Origin of the sequence: Desemzia sp. FAM 23989 (assembly GCF_045528345.1) — a bacterium.
In the GTDB taxonomy this organism is placed as follows: Bacteria; Bacillota; Bacilli; order Lactobacillales; family Carnobacteriaceae; genus Desemzia.
Genome location: NZ_JBGQQT010000010.1, coordinates 1 through 17,131 on the forward strand (window position 1 = coordinate 1; position 17,131 = coordinate 17,131).

15 protein-coding genes are annotated in these 17,131 nt (G+C 38.7%); all 15 read right to left on the reverse strand.

Annotated features, from left to right (window positions below; all coding sequences use genetic code 11):
• Positions 1-513 precede the first annotated feature (513 nt).
• The gene (gene rpoD, locus ACEN36_RS07190) at positions 514-1,620 is read right to left on the reverse strand and encodes an RNA polymerase sigma factor RpoD (protein WP_407096786.1); all 1,107 of its coding nucleotides are present in this window, start codon (positions 1,618-1,620) and stop codon (positions 514-516) included.
• Positions 1,621-1,681: 61 nt separating this feature from the next.
• Positions 1,682-3,556 (reverse strand): DNA primase, encoded by a 1,875-nt coding sequence (gene dnaG, locus ACEN36_RS07195; RefSeq protein WP_407126258.1) that lies wholly within the window; start codon positions 3,554-3,556, stop codon positions 1,682-1,684.
• Positions 3,557-3,805: 249 nt separating this feature from the next.
• Positions 3,806-4,375 (reverse strand): hypothetical protein, encoded by a 570-nt coding sequence (locus ACEN36_RS07200; RefSeq protein ID WP_407096784.1) that lies wholly within the window; start codon positions 4,373-4,375, stop codon positions 3,806-3,808.
• A gap of 88 nt (positions 4,376-4,463) precedes the next feature.
• Positions 4,464-4,994 carry a transcription repressor NadR gene (locus ACEN36_RS07205; protein ID WP_407096783.1) on the reverse strand — a complete coding sequence of 177 codons (531 nt, stop codon included), beginning with the start codon at positions 4,992-4,994 and terminating at the stop codon, positions 4,464-4,466.
• 102 nt (positions 4,995-5,096) lie between these two features.
• Positions 5,097-6,812 (reverse strand): ABC transporter ATP-binding protein, encoded by a 1,716-nt coding sequence (locus ACEN36_RS07210; protein WP_407126259.1) that lies wholly within the window; start codon positions 6,810-6,812, stop codon positions 5,097-5,099.
• A gap of 27 nt (positions 6,813-6,839) precedes the next feature.
• Positions 6,840-7,202 carry a DUF488 domain-containing protein gene (locus ACEN36_RS07215; protein ID WP_407103126.1) on the reverse strand — a complete coding sequence of 121 codons (363 nt, stop codon included), beginning with the start codon at positions 7,200-7,202 and terminating at the stop codon, positions 6,840-6,842.
• A gap of 100 nt (positions 7,203-7,302) precedes the next feature.
• Entirely contained in the window at positions 7,303-9,372 is a 2,070-nt protein-coding gene (glyS, locus tag ACEN36_RS07220) for a glycine--tRNA ligase subunit beta (protein ID WP_407103125.1), read from the reverse strand.
• A 1-nt stretch (position 9,373) separates the two neighbouring features.
• Positions 9,374-10,285, reverse strand: a complete 912-nt coding sequence (gene glyQ / locus ACEN36_RS07225; protein ID WP_407103124.1) for a glycine--tRNA ligase subunit alpha — start codon at positions 10,283-10,285, stop codon at positions 9,374-9,376.
• Between the two features lie 293 nt (positions 10,286-10,578).
• Complete coding sequence (gene recO / locus ACEN36_RS07230) at positions 10,579-11,379, reverse strand: DNA repair protein RecO (protein WP_407096778.1); 801 nt, start codon at positions 11,377-11,379, stop codon at positions 10,579-10,581.
• Positions 11,380-11,530: 151 nt separating this feature from the next.
• Complete coding sequence (gene era / locus ACEN36_RS07235) at positions 11,531-12,436, reverse strand: GTPase Era (RefSeq protein WP_407096777.1); 906 nt, start codon at positions 12,434-12,436, stop codon at positions 11,531-11,533.
• Position 12,437: 1 nt separating this feature from the next.
• On the reverse strand, positions 12,438-12,848 hold the full coding sequence (locus tag ACEN36_RS07240) for a cytidine deaminase (RefSeq protein WP_407096776.1): 411 nt from the start codon (positions 12,846-12,848) through the stop codon (positions 12,438-12,440).
• Between the two features lie 51 nt (positions 12,849-12,899).
• The gene (locus ACEN36_RS07245; protein WP_407103123.1) at positions 12,900-13,295 is read right to left on the reverse strand and encodes a diacylglycerol kinase family protein; all 396 of its coding nucleotides are present in this window, start codon (positions 13,293-13,295) and stop codon (positions 12,900-12,902) included.
• Positions 13,276-13,755, reverse strand: a complete 480-nt coding sequence (gene ybeY / locus ACEN36_RS07250) for an rRNA maturation RNase YbeY (protein WP_407096774.1) — start codon at positions 13,753-13,755, stop codon at positions 13,276-13,278. The genes ACEN36_RS07245 and ybeY overlap by 20 nt, the downstream gene beginning before the upstream one ends.
• Before the next feature lie 37 nt (positions 13,756-13,792).
• Positions 13,793-15,994 carry an HD family phosphohydrolase gene (locus tag ACEN36_RS07255; protein ID WP_407103122.1) on the reverse strand — a complete coding sequence of 734 codons (2,202 nt, stop codon included), beginning with the start codon at positions 15,992-15,994 and terminating at the stop codon, positions 13,793-13,795.
• 22 nt (positions 15,995-16,016) lie between these two features.
• Positions 16,017-17,012, reverse strand: coding sequence for a PhoH family protein (locus ACEN36_RS07260; RefSeq protein WP_407096772.1), 996 nt, complete (start codon positions 17,010-17,012; stop codon positions 16,017-16,019).
• Positions 17,013-17,131: the final 119 nt, after the last annotated feature.

Here is a 17,131-nt window from a genome sequence, read left to right on the forward strand (position 1 = left end):
ATCGAAAGCTGCCAGCCAGCCAAAAATATGAAAAAAGCAGCCTGATTTCAAAAAAATGGATGAAATCAGGCTATTTGTCATGCTTTTTTTTATTTGGAGCTATCGGCGTCCATTTTAACGGGCTTACCCTTGAACTGAACATAACAGCCCCTTTGGTAAGACGCATACGTTCATAAACAGTATAACTTATTCATGACTGATAGTATAATGACACTTCTTTGAAAACAGAATCCCATAGAGACTCATCCTTAGAAATTCCTGAAGGAAGCGGGATTGCTGGTAGCCATGTCTAGGATGCAATGTGAAAGCGCTGTGGGCATACGCCCAAGTGTATCATGTCTGTAAAGCTGCTGAAGCAGCAACAGCCATGACAAAGCTTGCAAGCTTGGAGACCGCGGCTCCAAGCGCTCCCATGACTCTCACCAAGCAACCCCGATTCCGGAAGGAATTTCTCTACCAACAACGTAAAAAAAGACACTCCCCAAATGGCAAGTGTCTGTAAGTTTAATTCTTTTATTCCAAGAAATCTTTCAATTGTTTCGATCTGCTTGGGTGGCGAAGTTTGCGTAGAGCTTTCGCTTCGATTTGACGGATCCGTTCACGGGTCACACCAAATACTTTACCAACTTCTTCCAATGTTCTTGTACGTCCATCATCTAAACCAAAACGCAGACGCAAGACATTTTCTTCACGGTCCGTTAAAGTATCTAATACGTCTTCCAATTGTTCTTTCAATAACTCATAAGAAGCATTGTCTTCTGGACTTGTAGCATCGTGGTCTTCAATGAAATCGCCTAAGTGAGAATCGTCTTCTTCTCCAATTGGTGTTTCAAGCGAAACAGGCTCTTGAGAAATTTTCAAGATTTCACGTACTTTTTCAGTCGGCAAGTCCATTTCAGCACCGATCTCTTCGGGTGTAGGATCTCTTCCTAAGTCTTGCAATAATTGTCGTTGGATACGAACTAATTTGTTGATGGTTTCAACCATATGAACCGGGATACGGATCGTTCTGGCTTGGTCAGCAATCGCGCGAGTAATCGCTTGTCTGATCCACCAAGTTGCATACGTAGAGAATTTAAACCCTTTAGTATAGTCGAACTTCTCAACAGCTTTCATCAAGCCCATGTTACCTTCTTGAATCAAGTCCAAGAATTGCATTCCACGACCTACATAACGTTTTGCAATACTAACTACCAAACGCAAGTTGGCTTCAGCCAAACTTTGTTTAGCCTCTGGGTCTCCTTCTTCAATACGCTTAGCCAAGGATACTTCTTCATCAGCCGATAATAGATCCACACGTCCGATTTCTTTCAAATACATACGTACAGGATCATTGATTTTCACACCGGGAGGAGCAGTTAAATCTTCTGGTTTTTCTTCTTCTTCCTCTTTGATCAATTGACGTTCAGTAGGATTTCCGTCTTCTCCGACAACACCGATTCCTGCATCTTCAATACGTTGAATCAATTTATCCATGTCTTTTGCTTCCAACGTATAAGGTGTTGCAATTTTATCGGATAATTCGTCGTATTTGATCGTACCTTTTATCTTGTACTCTTTGATCAAGGCTTTTACAGCTTGTTCATACGTTTGTTTGCTTGTAGTTTGTTTATCTGCCATCAAAAAATGCCTCCCCTTTTCCAACTGAATGGTTTAAATCCTCTAACCTTACTCAATCAACCTACTTGCTCTTCAACAATCGAGACAAATCGACCACTTCCTTCATCAATATGCGCATTTGGTCTTGATTTCCTTGTCGGGAAGCTTCTTTTATTTGTTGCTGTTTTTCTTTCAATTGATCATGTAATTCAGATTTTCGTGTAATAACGTCTACACAATCAATGATTTCCTGATTACTCATTTCATCACTGACAGACATTAATTCCAGTTCTACTAACTGATTTTTTAATTCAGGTTCTTTGACGAAGTCCATAAAAGCTTCTACAGTTCCCTGGTTTTCTGTGTGTTCCTTAAAACTTTCATACAACACATATAACATTTGATACTCATCGTGCACGAAATGAAAGTCCTCAGCTGCGCTTTTTAATTGGACCCAGGCAGCTTCAAAATGAAGGAGCCGGTTCAACAATAATCGTTCTGCGCGCTCCACAGGCCCAATAATGCGTCTCTGCTTTTGGACTTGCGAAGGGATATTAGGCTGCCTTCTTGGCGGTGGGTCCTGTTGCTCCGATTGGGCGTGCTGCGATTTTTTGCTTTGATAAGTGTAGAAAGTTTGTTGAAACTGTTCTTTAAGTGTCTCCAGAGTGATATCGAATTCTTCAGCTAATTGTTTTAAATAGACTTCTCGCTCAATAGCTGAAGGAATCGTCAATAGTTCCTTTAACAACTTGTCTATATACCCTAAACGTTCGGTCTCATTATTCAAATTAAGAGAACGACGATAATACCGCATTTTAAAATTGAACAACGTGTCTCGCCCATGACGTATAAATTCCACAAAGGCTTCAGAACTTTTTTGCTTGATGTAATCATCCGGATCCAATCCCTCTGGAAAACTAATGATTTCCACATCAAAATGAGTTTCTTCACTCAAGAGAACTGCCGCTCGTTTAGTAGCTTCTATTCCAGCGTTATCTCCATCATAAGCGATGATGATTTTATCCGTGATCCGATCCAACATATGGATCTGTTCATTGGTTAAACTGGTCCCCATTGTAGCGATGGCATTGGTGACTCCTGCTTGATAAGCAGAAATAACATCCATAAAACCTTCAAACAAAATCGCTTCTTTTTCTTTCCGAATCGTAGAACGGGCTCGCTTGTAATTGAACAATACTCTGCGCTTGTTGAATAAAGCTGTTTCAGGACTGTTTAAATATTTAGGTTCCGTAAAATGAGGATTTTCCGTAGCTTTAAAAAGCCTTCCTGAGAAAGCCACCACTTTCCCTTGCTGGTTTTCAACGGGAAATAAAATCCGATTGGAAAAACGGTCCATTTTGTCGCCATTCTCACGGGTGATAAATAATCCGGATTCTTCCAACTGTTGATCTGTATAATTTTTCCCTTTTAAATACTGCAATAATACCGTTCGTTCCTTTGGCAAAAAACCGATCTTAAAGGTTTCTATAGTCTCAGTGGTTAGACCACGTTCGAATAAATAGTTTAACGCTTCTTCACCTGCTGTAGTATTTAATAAAATATGATGAAATAATTCTGTACTCTCTTCATGCATTTGAATGAGTTGATCATTTTTTGAATCTCCAGCCGAATGATACTGACTTTGTTGTTGAAGCAATTCATCGTCTAGAGGAATATTGCTCAACTCAGCCGTTTTGACAACTGCTTCCGGGAAAGATAAGCCATCTACTTCCATTAAGAAAGAATAGACATTTCCTCCTCGCCCACAGCTAAAACAATGGAAAATCTGCTTTTCTTCTGTCACTGAAAATGAAGGTGTTCGTTCCTCATGAAATGGACAAAAGCCAAATAAGTTTTTTCCTTGCTTTTTTAATTGGACGTATTGACTGACCACATCAGTAATATTGGTTTTTTGCCGAATCTCATTGATCGTCTCTTCAGGAATTCTTACTGCCACATCATTCACCTCGATCCATTCAAGACATCTATTTGTCAAACAAACAGTAAAAGTATCTAAGAGTCGCACCCATAATTAAGTGCGACTCAATTTTTCATAGCTATTATTATACACAACAATACATTATGTATTGTAGCATGAAACCTGATAAAACTCAAATTGAACTACCAAAGTGTCTACAGAAAAAACACTTCGGGTAGTCCTTATGAGACAACTGTTTTGATTTGTGTTTATTTAGCCTAACTGATTCTACTGAATGTGAGAGATTTTTTTAGAAACGTTGGTTCTTTTTTCCAATCCGAGCCAAATTACTTGAGCAATGGAAAAGTCGATCATACTATGCACGACAGTCCCTACCCCTACCAGCAGCAATACTGAAGTCATAAACCCTTGAGCATAGTAACCGCCTGTCATTCCCCCTGAAAAGTAAAACAAGGATACGACAGCGATTTCGCTTACGGCATGGATGATTCCAATCAAGAAAGAAAATAAGAAAGATTGCCCCTTTTCCTGAATCAATGAGAGCCTTTTTTTCAGCATTTGCGATCCAATAGCCACGAATATCACATGTGTCAGGGCTCTTAAAGTAACCACAATCGGAAACCCTCCTAAAAAGAATCCTGCTGTGGTCCCAAGCGCCACTGCAACAGCTACACTAGGTGAAATAAACATCGCAATAAAAATCGGGACGTGACTAGCTAATGTGAATGAAGCTGGTTCTAAAATCAGTTTTAAAGGACTGATCATGGGAATAAGAATCCCGATAGCAATTAAAATAGCAGATAATGTCAATTGATAAATATTTTTTCTTGTTTTCATGTGTATACTCCTCATACAACTTTTTTTACATGTGTCTTGACACCTGTAAGGTAATTATATAAGTTATGATTGAAATGTCAATACTAAATCACCCGCGGTATACAATATTCAATTCTTGTAACAAGCGCTTGATGCTCTCAAAGGTTTCTCGGTCTTCACAAGCGATGGTATGCAAATGAATGCCATTCGTTAGATCAGAAAGCAATCCTGTTTCGGTTTCCGACATGCGTCTCATAAAACGGTCTGCATCTTTCCGTGAAGCGATATTTAATCTCCCAGCCAATTCGCCATAAATCGGATGCTCAACGATCACATCCAATAATTCTCCCCCATTGTCCACTACTGTATACAATTCATCTTGTGTCTGGTCCACTGTATGTTGGCAGGCTATTTTCCCTATAAATTGTTTATGGGGATTCTGTGACCTGGCTGCCGAGTCGAGCAAATATCCTCTCGGTGTTGCAATAATGTCCACACCCGCAGCACGTAATAAAGATACATCTCCTACAACCACTTGTCTGCTGACACCAAATTGTTTAGCCAACTTGGAAGCACTAAAAGGAGTATGCTCTTTTTTTAATGTTGCAATGATTGATTCTCTTCGTTGACTAGCATCCATATTATCCGCCCTTTGTTCATTTTAAATTGATACTTCCATTATACAAAAAGAACTCCCTAAATCACAATGGGAGTTCTAATCTTTTATTTTCTAAACACCAATCTATGAAGAAAATTGAACGTCATACAATTTCTTGTAGGCGCCATTTAATTTTATCAATTCGTCATGGTCTCCTTGTTCTGCAATGCCCTCTTCATTCACTACCACAATGCGAGTAGCATTTTTAATAGTTGCCAGTCGGTGTGCAATAATCAAAGTTGTTCGTCCTTTAGCTAATGACTCCAGTGAATCTTGAATCACTTGCTCTGTTTCCGTATCTAATGCAGAAGTCGCTTCATCAAGGATCAAAATAGGCGGATTTTTTAAAAACATTCGCGCTATCGACAACCGTTGCTTTTGTCCTCCTGAAAGTTTGACTCCGCGCTCTCCCACTATACTGTCTAAGCCTTCTGGCATACTATCTACGGCTTTTTCCAAATGAGCTAATTGAACAGCCTGTTGTATTTCTTCTTCTGTCGCATCTAGTTTCCCATAACGGATATTTTCACGAATCGTTCCTGGAAATAAGAATACGTCTTGCTGAACGACACCGATTTGATCGCGTAAAGATTGGAGTGTCACTTCTTGGATATCGTAACCATCGATGGTGATTTTACCGGAATCAATTTCGTAAAAACGAGGCAGGAGATTACAGATCGTTGTCTTTCCTGCTCCACTTGGACCAACAAAAGCTACTGTCTCACCCGCTTGGATCGACAAGTCGATTGCCTCTAAAACAGGTGCATTCCCTTCATAACTAAAAGTCACATCTTTATATTCAATATTACCCGTTAAGCCAGACGTTTCAACAGCAGTAGGCTTGTCGTGGATCTCTGGTTTCAGATCCAGTTCTTCAGCAAAACGCTTGAATCCAGCGATACCTTTAGGGTAGCTTTCTATCATCGTATTGACTTTTTCAATGGGACGCACAAATACATTAGCCAATAAAATAAATCCGATAAAATCTCCGTAACTGATTTCTCCTTGGATTGTATAATAAGCTCCAAAAAACAAAGCAAACAAACTGATCAATCGAATCAATAAATAATTGTAGGAGTGGCTGATTCCCAGCATTTTAAAAAATAACAGCTTCGATTGTCGGTAAGCCTGGTTCAATCCTTCAAAGCGTTTGCTTTCATATTCTTCATTTGCAAAAGCTTGAACGACACGGATTCCTCCAACAGCTGCCTCAATACCGGCACTAAAATCTCCCATATTCTTGTAAATACGTGTATTGACTTTTGTCATTTTTTTATTGAAAAAGGCTAATGCAATAGCGATAAATGGCACTAAAATAAATGTGGCGATTGCTAGATCCGTATGTATCTGCATCATCATGTAAAAAGCACCCGATAAGGTAAAGATCGTGATAAAAATATCTTCCGGACCATGGTGAGCTACTTCAGCAATCTCAAATAGATCCGAAGTCAATCGAGTGATCAGCTGACCGGTCTCTCGGTTGTCGAAATAACGAAAAGATTGCCGTTGCAAATGAGAATACAGATCTCTGCGCATATCTGTTTCAATGTTCGTTCCTAATTTATGGCCATAATAAGTGACCACATACTGCAATAATGTTGTAATGACATATAAAAGCAGTAAACCAATGGACGAGGCAACGATCAGACGCCAATTTTCAGAAGGCAATAATGTATCGGTCACTTCACTGACTACTAATGGAAAAGCCAATTCCAATACGGCGACTACTACAGCTGAACTAAAATCCAGTGTAAACAATTTTTTGTATGGTCGATAATAATTAAAAAAGCGTTTTAGCATGTTTTCCCCCTAATGTATCCCCTATTTCTATCCCTTTTTTTCAATGAATTCTTTCAAAATCACTACATGGTTGTATGTTTCATTTTTTGCAGCATACACTAACGTTACCGGCTGGTGACGAAGTAAATCGTGAACTTTTTGAATAAATTCTGGTGCCTGAGGATTCTCCTCTAGTTCTTGAAGGTATCGCATTTTGAAAGGCTCAAATTTGTCAGGATCATGACCAAAAGCTTTTCTGGCTTCAGTCGTGGGGGTGATTTCTTTGCACCATTCATCGATATCGGCGTCTGCTTTTTTTACCCCCCTCGGCCAAATGCGATCCACTAAAATACGGTAACCGTCATCAGGAGCTGACTTTTCATAAACCCGTTTCATTTTTAATTCTTCCATCAAAAGAACCCCCCTTCTCACTATGCTGTGTAAAAGCTTGTTTCATTTAAAAAAGAACTCCACTAAGAAAGAAGATCCCTAATGGAGTAACAATGAAACATTATTTTATCACGAGTTTATCTAAGCTGGCAAAAGATAACGTGAAGTCCGCTATTCGGTGAAGAATAGACAAACGGTTGTCTCTAACCTCTGCATCTTCTGCCATGACCATGTTTTCATCAAAGAAAGCATTGATGATCGGTGCTAAGTCAGCTAACGCTGTGTATTTTTCTGCGATCGTCAACTCGGCATAACGGTCTTTAAGCAACAGAACATTGTCATACAAGTTCTTTTCAGAAGTTGTTTCAAAACGTTCCGGTTTAATGACAGCCTCTGCATTGGCTTTGCTGGCTAAATTCAATGCTCTGGAGATTGCTTCAATTGTTGGTTTGAAATCTTTTTTCGCACTTTCGCTCGCTAAAACTTGAGCTGTTTCAATAATTTGAATGATGTCATCTTGAGTAGAATCCAATGCCGCATCAATGACATCATGGCTCAATTGAAGACCGTTCAACAATTGACGCACTCTTCCTTTGATAAAAGCAAGTGCTTCTGTATCCGTTTTTTTGAATCCTTCTAACAGCAATGAAGTGCTTTCTTCTAATTGAGTTAAAATCGTGTTCCAAATCGTACGAACAGGGAACGTCCATTGTTTATCTACCACAATACGAATCATCCCGTAAGCTTGTCTTCTTAAACCAAATGGATCATTTGAACCTGTTGGAATAACTCCAGCAGCAAACAAACTCATCACACTATCTAATTTATCCGCAATAGCCAATACTGCCCCAATGTTGCTGACAGGCAATTCTCCTTCACTAGAAATCGGTTGGTAATGTTCACGGATTGCTTGGGCAACTGCTGCGTTTTCGCCAAACAACACCGCATATTTCTCACCCATAATTCCTTGCAATTCAGGGAACTCATCTACCATATTGGTCACTAAATCAAATTTATAGATAGCCGCTGCTCTATTTAAATCCGTCAATTCTTGTTCAGTTAACCCAACTTGCTTACCAATAACTTCTGCAAATAATCCTACACGCTGCATTTTGCTGAACATAGATCCTATTTTTTCATGGAACGTAACAGATTTCAATTTTTCTAAACAGCTAGCGATCGACAATTTTTTATCTTCCTCAAAGAAGAAATTAGCGTCATCCAAACGTGCGACTAATACTTTTTCATTTCCTTTAGCCACGTTCTCAATGTGATCGGCATTTCCGTTGCGAACAGAAATGAAATAAGGCATCAAGTTGTTTTCTGCATCCAACACATAAAAATAGCGTTGGTGATCTTTCATAGAAGTGATCAGCACTTCATTTGGTAAAGATAAGTAAGTTTCGTCAAATGTTCCATAAAAAGCTGTCGGGTATTCGACAATATTGGTTACTTCTTCCAAAAGGTCCTCATCCATCGGAACAGTCCAATGGTGTTCAACTGCTAATTGATTAATTTGTTCAACAATCAGCGCACTTCTTTCATCATTGTTTGCAATGACAAATTCTTTTTTAAGTGCATCTTCATAATCTAATGCATCTTTAAATTCCACATCGGTTCCTAAGAAGCGGTGACCACGGCTGGTGTTCGATGTTTCGATATCCAACACTTTAAACGGAATCACTTGATCATCTGCTAAAGCAGCGATCCAATGAATCGGGCGGATGTATTTTAATGAATAGTCTGCCCAGTGCATACTGACCGGGAATGTCATAGCTGTGATGACTTCTGATAAATGCACCAAAATGTCCATAGCTGCTTTTCCAGGAATAAATTTATCCACGTGCACGTATTCGATACCTTTGATTTCTTTTAAATAAATGTCATCTGTTGTCAGGCCTTGTCCTCGAACGAATCCTTGTGCAGCTTTGGACCAATCTCCGTTTTCATCTAAAGCGATTTTTTTTGCCGGTCCTTTAGCGGTTACTTCTTCGTCTTCTTGCTTTTCAACAACTTCATGTATCAATACAGCTAAGCGACGTGGAGTAGCATATGACTTGACTTCACCAAAAGCTAAACGATTTTCAGTCAAGAATTTTTCGATTCGTTGCATCAATTGGATGCGACTTTGAGTGATTACATTTGCGGGCATTTCTTCTAGTCCGATTTCAAGCAATACATTATGACTCATATTATTCAGCCTCCTCCAATTGAATTTCTTCATTCTTTAATAATGGGAATCCTAGTTTTTCGCGTTCATTTACAAAAGCTTTTGCGATTGCTCGTGCCATATTACGAATGCGCGCTAAGTAGCCGGCTCTTTCGGTAACCGATACTGCTCCTCTAGCATCCAGCAAATTGAAGGCGTGGCTGCATTTTAGAACGTAATCGTATGCTGGATGAACCAAACCTGCTTCAATTTGTTTTTTGGCTTCTTTTTCATACTCATCAAAGAAATTCAATAGCATTTCTTGGTTGCTATGATTGAAAGCATATTGAGAATGTTCGTATTCTGGTTGAATAAAGATCTCTCCATATTTTACACCTGTTGTCCATTCGATATCGTATACACTATCCACTTCTTGGATGTAAGAAGCAAGGCGTTCTAAACCATAAGTAATCTCACTGGTGACAGGTTTACATTCCAAACCGCCTACTTGTTGGAAATAAGTGAACTGAGTGATTTCCATTCCGTCTAACCATACTTCCCATCCTAAACCGGCACACCCCATAGAAGGATTTTCCCAGTTGTCTTCTACAAAACGGATATCGTGTTCTAACGGATTAATGCCTAATAATTTCAAACTTTCCAAATACAATTCTTGGATGTTTTCAGGTGACGGCTTCATCACAACTTGGAATTGATGGTGTTGGAATAAACGGTTAGGGTTTTCTCCGTAACGGCCATCAGCTGGTCTTCTTGAAGGTTCTACATAAGCTGCATTCCATGGTTCTGGTCCTATTGCGCGTAAAAAAGTATACGGGCTCATCGTTCCGGCACCTTTTTCTGTATCATACGCTTGCATTAACATACAGCCTTGATCAGACCAATATTTTTGCAGTGTTAAAATGATTTCTTGAAAGGTTAAACTGTCTTTTTTCATCTGTTTCCACTCCTCATTTTTGTCTTGAAATAGAAAAAAGCCCCTATGCTCAACGACTTGGTTAAGCATAGGGACGATTATATATTAACCGCGGTTCCACCCTAATTCTAGCATCGTTTAAACCGCTACTAGCATCTTTGTTGGTTTCAGCTCCAGATGCCCTTTCAAAATTCACTCTTTATTTGGCTCACACTATCCCAAATTCGCTTAGATAAGAGATTCAAATTTTTACTTTTTCCTTCATCGCTGTTTCTTCAATTCTTTATTATAATAGCCTCTTTTTAGAGAGGTTGTCAATCTTTTCTATCATTTTTTTCAGGATTGCGCGAGTCTTTGAGCACAGTGCTCCAACTCCCCATTTTTTGGATAAAGCTTTTGCTTTTCAGCTTGAGTCCTACTGAATCATCATAGATTTGATCAATTAAAAATTGAACTTCTTTTTTTGTTTCTTCTTTTACACTGATATTGCCGATTTGGTCTAATGAAATCCTTGAAAATAAACGAATAAAGTAGATGCTTCGTTGACTTGCATGGTACCGATGCTGGTCCATATGCCAATGTTGCTGACACAACAATCCCCCATAATTCAACGAATAATCAAATGGACCATCTGTATTGCCGCACACTCTGCAGCCTCTTAATTCAGGTGCTACCCCAAAATAAGGCAGCAACTGAATCTCAAAAATATTCATAATGATTTCCGGGTCTGACCCTTCATCTATTTCTCTCAAACTAGCTGATAGCTTGTGGTATAACGTACCATCCGGTTTCCTGTCTTCTAAAGCTACATCAACCAAACTCAATAAATAAGTTGCATACGCGTTCAAGAAAATATCCGTTTGCATACTTTTGTATTGTTCTTGATCTTTGGCATCATTTAGAAAGCATAAACCAGTATCTCGAACATCACCAATATAAGTGGCTTTTGTAAAAGGGAGAATGGCAGTTTTCATTTTACTATTTCGCTTGCCTGTCCCTCTGCTAAAAAACATCAATTTACCGAAACGATCGGTAAATAGTTTAACTAAGTGATCTGTTTCGCGATGTTTTTTGACAGATAGCACAATGCCTTCAAATTCTTCAATTTGAGACAACTTCTCCACTCCTTTTTAACTGAATTTTAGAATCTTTCATCTTATAACATGGGTAGAAAGTTTAGGCTCATAAATGAGAATTCTTAACCACTATTTTCTAGAAAATTTCAGAATCATTTTTTTACCAACGTTATAAAATAGACATCTATTTTTAGTAATCTTCAGAACGATACCCAAAGTCTTGCAAGTTGGTTTGACGGTCACGCCAATCTTTTTGAACTTTGACCCATAAGTCTAGATAAATTTTATCTCCCAGCAATATTTCAATATCTTTTCTAGCTCGAATCCCGATATCTTTCAGCATTTTACCGCCTTTTCCGATAATGATTCCTTTTTGAGTAGAACGTTCCACGATGATTGCTGCGTGAACTTGAACTTTATCGGTTTCGCTGCGCTCGATCTTTTCCACGACAACAGCTACTGAATGCGGTACTTCTTCACGAGTCAATTGCAAGACTTTTTCACGAATCAATTCTGAAATGATAAAGTACTCAGGGTGATCCGTCACTTGATCTTCAGGATAAAATTGAGGTCCTTCAGGCAAGTAGCTGGTCACTTCTTTCAACAAAGTCGGAACATTGTTTCCTTCTTTAGCAGAGATTGGCACGATTTCAGCGTAATCCATTGTTGTTCTGTAATCTTCAATGATCGTTAATAATTTATCTGGGTGAACTTCATCGATTTTATTGATGACTAAAAAGACAGGCGTTTTGCTCTCTTGCAATTTATCAATGATGAAGTTATCTCCTGGGCCGCGTTTTTCTGTCGCATTGACCATAAACAAAATGACCTCTACACCTTTAAAAGAACTCAAGGCTGAATCAACCATGAAGTCACCTAAGCGATGTCTTGGCTTATGAATCCCAGGGGTATCGATAAAAATAATTTGTTCTTCTTTAGTGGTATAGATCCCTTGGATTTTATTTCTTGTCGTTTGCGCTTTATCACTCATAATCGCAATTTTTTGACCTACTACTTGATTTAAAAATGTTGATTTCCCTACATTTGGGCGTCCTACAATAGATACAAACCCTGATTTATAATTTTTCTTAACCATATTAAACCATATCCTCCGATCGAAATGCTCCAGGCAGAAGCTCTTTAACTGTTGTTGCTAATTGTTTGCCTTTTTTATTGGTCAGCAATACCGGCATATCTGGTTCACAAAATTCTGCCATCACTTGACGACAGGCCCCACATGGCGAAATTGGTCCATCAGTGTCTCCAGTTACTACTAAATAATCAAACTCTTTTTTTCCTTCTGAAACAGCTTTAAAGATAGCTGTTCGTTCAGCACAATTGGCTAATCCATAAGAGGCATTCTCAATATTGCAGCCTGAAAAAAATTCTCCATCTTTTGTGACAAGTGCAGCCCCTACTGGAAAGTTTGAATAAGGTACGTAGGCACGATCTAACATGGCTGTTGCATTATCGATTAAAGTTTCTACAACTGTATCGTTTGGTTTCATTTAATTTTATCTCCTTGGGAATAAGTATTTTCAACACATCTGTTCACTCTATTAAAAGAACCAGCTCAGTATCTTGGGCAACAAAATATAGCTACCAACAACAACTGAAAATAAAGAAGTCACTAGTACTGCTGACGCCGCCATGTCTTTAGCTTTTTTTGCAATGGGATGATATTGATGATCGGTAACTAAGTCTACCACATTTTCAATCACTGTATTCCATATTTCCATGACAAAAACTAAAAAGACACATAAAAACATCCAAAGCCATTCTGCTGATGAAAGTTTACAAAACAGACTAAATAAAAGAACTAAAAAACCCAATGTTACATGCGTCCGCATGTTCCGTTCTTCTCGAAATACAGTTACGACTCCCATAAAAGCATATTTAAAAGAATCAAGGTATCTTCGGTTTTTTGTACTTTTTTTATTCTCGTCCAAGACCATACTCCTCTAAAATTTGTTTTTGCAGTCCAAACATTTCTTTTTCATCTTCTTCATTCATATGGTCATACCCATTTAAATGTAAAAAACCATGTAACGCTAGGAAGCCTAACTCTCTTTGGAATGAATGGCCATATTCAACAGCTTGTTCCTTCGTTCGATCAATGGAAATAATAATGTCTCCAATGTTTTTAGGAATCATTCCTTCAAAATCTCCTAAAAAGAATTCCGGTTCGTCATCTACTTCGTCTTCCAATGCAAAGCTGATGACATCTGTAGGTTGATCTTTATCTCGGTATTCACGATTGATCTCTTGTATCCGGGGGTTCGTGACGAACGTAACAGACACTTCTGTATTGTCCGGTAATGCAAGTTTTTTTGCAGCAAATTCTAAAATCGTACTGACCAACTCTTTATGTTCTTCTTCAACGGTATTGGTTTCATCAAATAAATCTAATTCCATAGAATAACCACCACTCCTTTAAAATGTTTATTGGACCTTATTTTGTTGGTTCTGTTTTAGGGTATTCGATCCTGCTATGGAAGGTCCCCACTAGATTGTCTACTAAAGCCGCTTCAACGATCCTTAGTTCTTTCATTGTAATGTCACATTCATCAAATTGTCCATCTTTTATTCGATCCACGATCAATTCATGAACAAATTCTTCGATTGACTGTTTAGTTGGTCTGGACATGGAACGACAGGCTGCTTCTGCACTATCTGCAATATTGATCACGGCTGCTTCTTTTGTTTGAGGTTTAGGACCTGGATACCTAAAGTCGCTTTCGTTGACCTCACTGTTTTCCTTTTTAGCCTGAGCGTAAAAATATTTCATTAAAGTCGTCCCATGATGCTGCGCACAAATATCAATAATGGACTGTGGCAGTTTGGCCTCTTTCAATATTTTGATTCCTTCAGAAACATGCCCAAAAATGATTTCCTTGCTTTCGTAAGGTGTCAACAAGTTGTGTGGATTGTCCATCCCACTTGGCAGATTCTCCACAAAAAACAACGGATGCGTCAACTTCCCTACATCATGGTAATAGGAAGCTACTCGAGCAAATAGAGAATCTCCTCCTATAGCACTGACAGCATTTGAGCTGAGATTGGCCACCATCAAACTATGGTGATAAGTTCCAGGCGTCTTCGTCAGCAACAATTTCAACAATGGTTGATTCGGATTGGATAATTCTGTCAGTGTCAAAACAGCATTATCTGTATAATAGACGTCAATGTAAGGAATCAAGATCGTTGCTAATGCATATGCCAGTACGCCGCTTAATACAGAATACGTCACCATCAGTAAGGTCTGCAGGGTAAAGATAGGCTGGTTAAGGTAAAAAATCATGGACAACATCACTATACCATTTCCAACAATCATTGACCAAAGTAAGTTCCCCTCTATTCTTTGTTCTTTTCCTTGTCTTATCAAAGCTCCAAACAATCCACTCAATACGTAGATCAGAGCGATGACCAATGCAGTAGTGGTTCCTCTGTAACCCGTGTAAATAAAAATCGAAAAGGCGGGTAAAAAGGTATTTGCTAAATAGCCGAATCTAGGGGACAAAAAGGCATTTATCAGTAGAGGTGCTAATGCTGCCGGGTATAGAAAGGCGATATTGTTGATACCGGCTAATTGCAACAGCTGCAATCCTTTCATGATCGCTACACTGGCGATAATCACCAAGCTATATAGTACTAATACCTTAGAAAAATCTTGAGAGGCAAGGGATTCTATTTTGCTGATTACATAGATTCCTAATAATTGGGCTATCAATAGCACCAGCAAGCTGTAAAGCATATGGTATGAAGGTTCATCATCCAGCATGCCTAATAGTTCCAATTGGTGCATGTCTGCACTGTCTACTACATGACCTTCTTGAACAATCACTTGTCCTTGCAAAATCATAACCGGCTGAACATTTCTGACTGCTTCTTGACGAGCTTGTTCGGTAGCTTGCTCATTATAAATATTATTTTCTATAATTGCATGTTCTAATATCAAATTAGCAATTCTTTGGTATGTATTATCTAATTCCACGTATTGAAGACTATCCTGCGCATCTTCTATCACTTGGTTCATCTCTTCCAAACGAATCGGTGCAGCCATTTTATCAGAAACGACTGTTGTCAAAGAGTCATTTAATGTCTTCAACGTACCCGCCGGAGCCTCTAACAATGAAGTAATCGCCCATTGCGGCAATGCTGAGATGAATTCTTGCGTTTCTTGTTCTAAATTGTTTGTTTTATTTTCAAACAAAGCGTATTTTTCTTCTGCAGTTAGCGGTTCTACAGTTGGAGTATTTGGTGTCTCCCCATCTGTATCTTCAGGATTAGCAGCTTGGAAGCTTTCCACTTCTTGAGTATACATTTTGTTGGCTTCTTTTTGCACTTCTTCAATCGTCACAAATAGAATCTGTACTTTTGACAATTGGACTTTTTGTATTTCTGAATTAAAACTGTAGACCGGTGCTACATTATCTTCTGCAACCTTCTGATTGGCTTCTGTTTGTGCAGTATCTTCTACTGTTGCATTTGCTCGAATGGTATTATCGGCTACTTGGTACAACTGGATATCCAATATGGCCGGTTGAATACCGCTATACATCAATAGAAATAAAATAGAGGAAAATAACAGCATGATTAAAGGCACAAAAAACTTCCCTACTTTTTTTCGCAGTGCAGTGAACGCTCTCATCATGTGTATTCTCCTCCAGTTGTGGTTATTTCTTGTTGTCTTGATTTAATAAAGATTCATTTTTCTCTTCACTGTATGCCGCTATAATGCTTGCAACCACAGGATGGCGTACGACATCTGAAGCATCAAAGTAAGAAAAATGGATGCCTTTAACGGATTTCAAAACTCTTTCAGCATGTACTAAACCGCTCATCGTTCCTCGCGGCAAATCTATTTGCGTTACATCGCCGTTGACAATCATTTTTGACCCAAAACCTAAACGGGTCAGGAACATTTTCATTTGCGGGACAGTTGTATTTTGTGCTTCATCTAAAATGACAAAAGCATCATCCAGCGTTCTCCCTCTCATATAAGCTAAAGGAGCAATTTCGATGACTCCACGTTCCATCAAACGAGCAGTATGTTCCGATCCAAAAATGCTGTACATAGCATCATAGATGGGCCTCAAATAAGGGTCAACTTTTTCTTTTAAATCTCCAGGTAAGAATCCTAGACTTTCACCGGCTTCTACAGCAGGACGACTGATAATGATGCGTTTGACTTCCCCTTTTTTCAAAGCAGACACTGCCATCACGACAGCTAGATACGTTTTACCAGTACCAGCCGGTCCGACACCGAAAACTACATCATTTTTTTGAATGGAATGAACGTATTGACGCTGACCAAATGTTTTTACACGAATCGGTTTTCCACCTTGGTCTTTTCCGATTTCTTCTTCATACATACTAATAAATTTTGATAAATTGCCTCGATTTGCCATTTTTATTGCCGTAACAATATCAGGTTGTCCAATTTGGATACCCGTTTTTAATAATTCTTGCAGCTGAATAAAGATTTCGCTGACTAAGTCGACATTTTCTTTAGATCCACTAATTTCTAATTTGTCTCCACGACTATGGATCACCACATCCATCGCATCTTCAATCAACGTTAAATGCTTATCTTGGTTGCCAAATAAATTAACGGCACTATCAGGATTTTTTAGTTCTAATACGCGGGTTTCATTTGTAAGTTCAGACAATCAGCAGACACTTCCTTTTTTTATTTATACAAATCATAGCATATTTCACGAGTAAAAAGAACCTGCACTCACATAAGTAGGGAATAAAAAAATGCTTCAAAACTTTTTTTTAGTTAAAC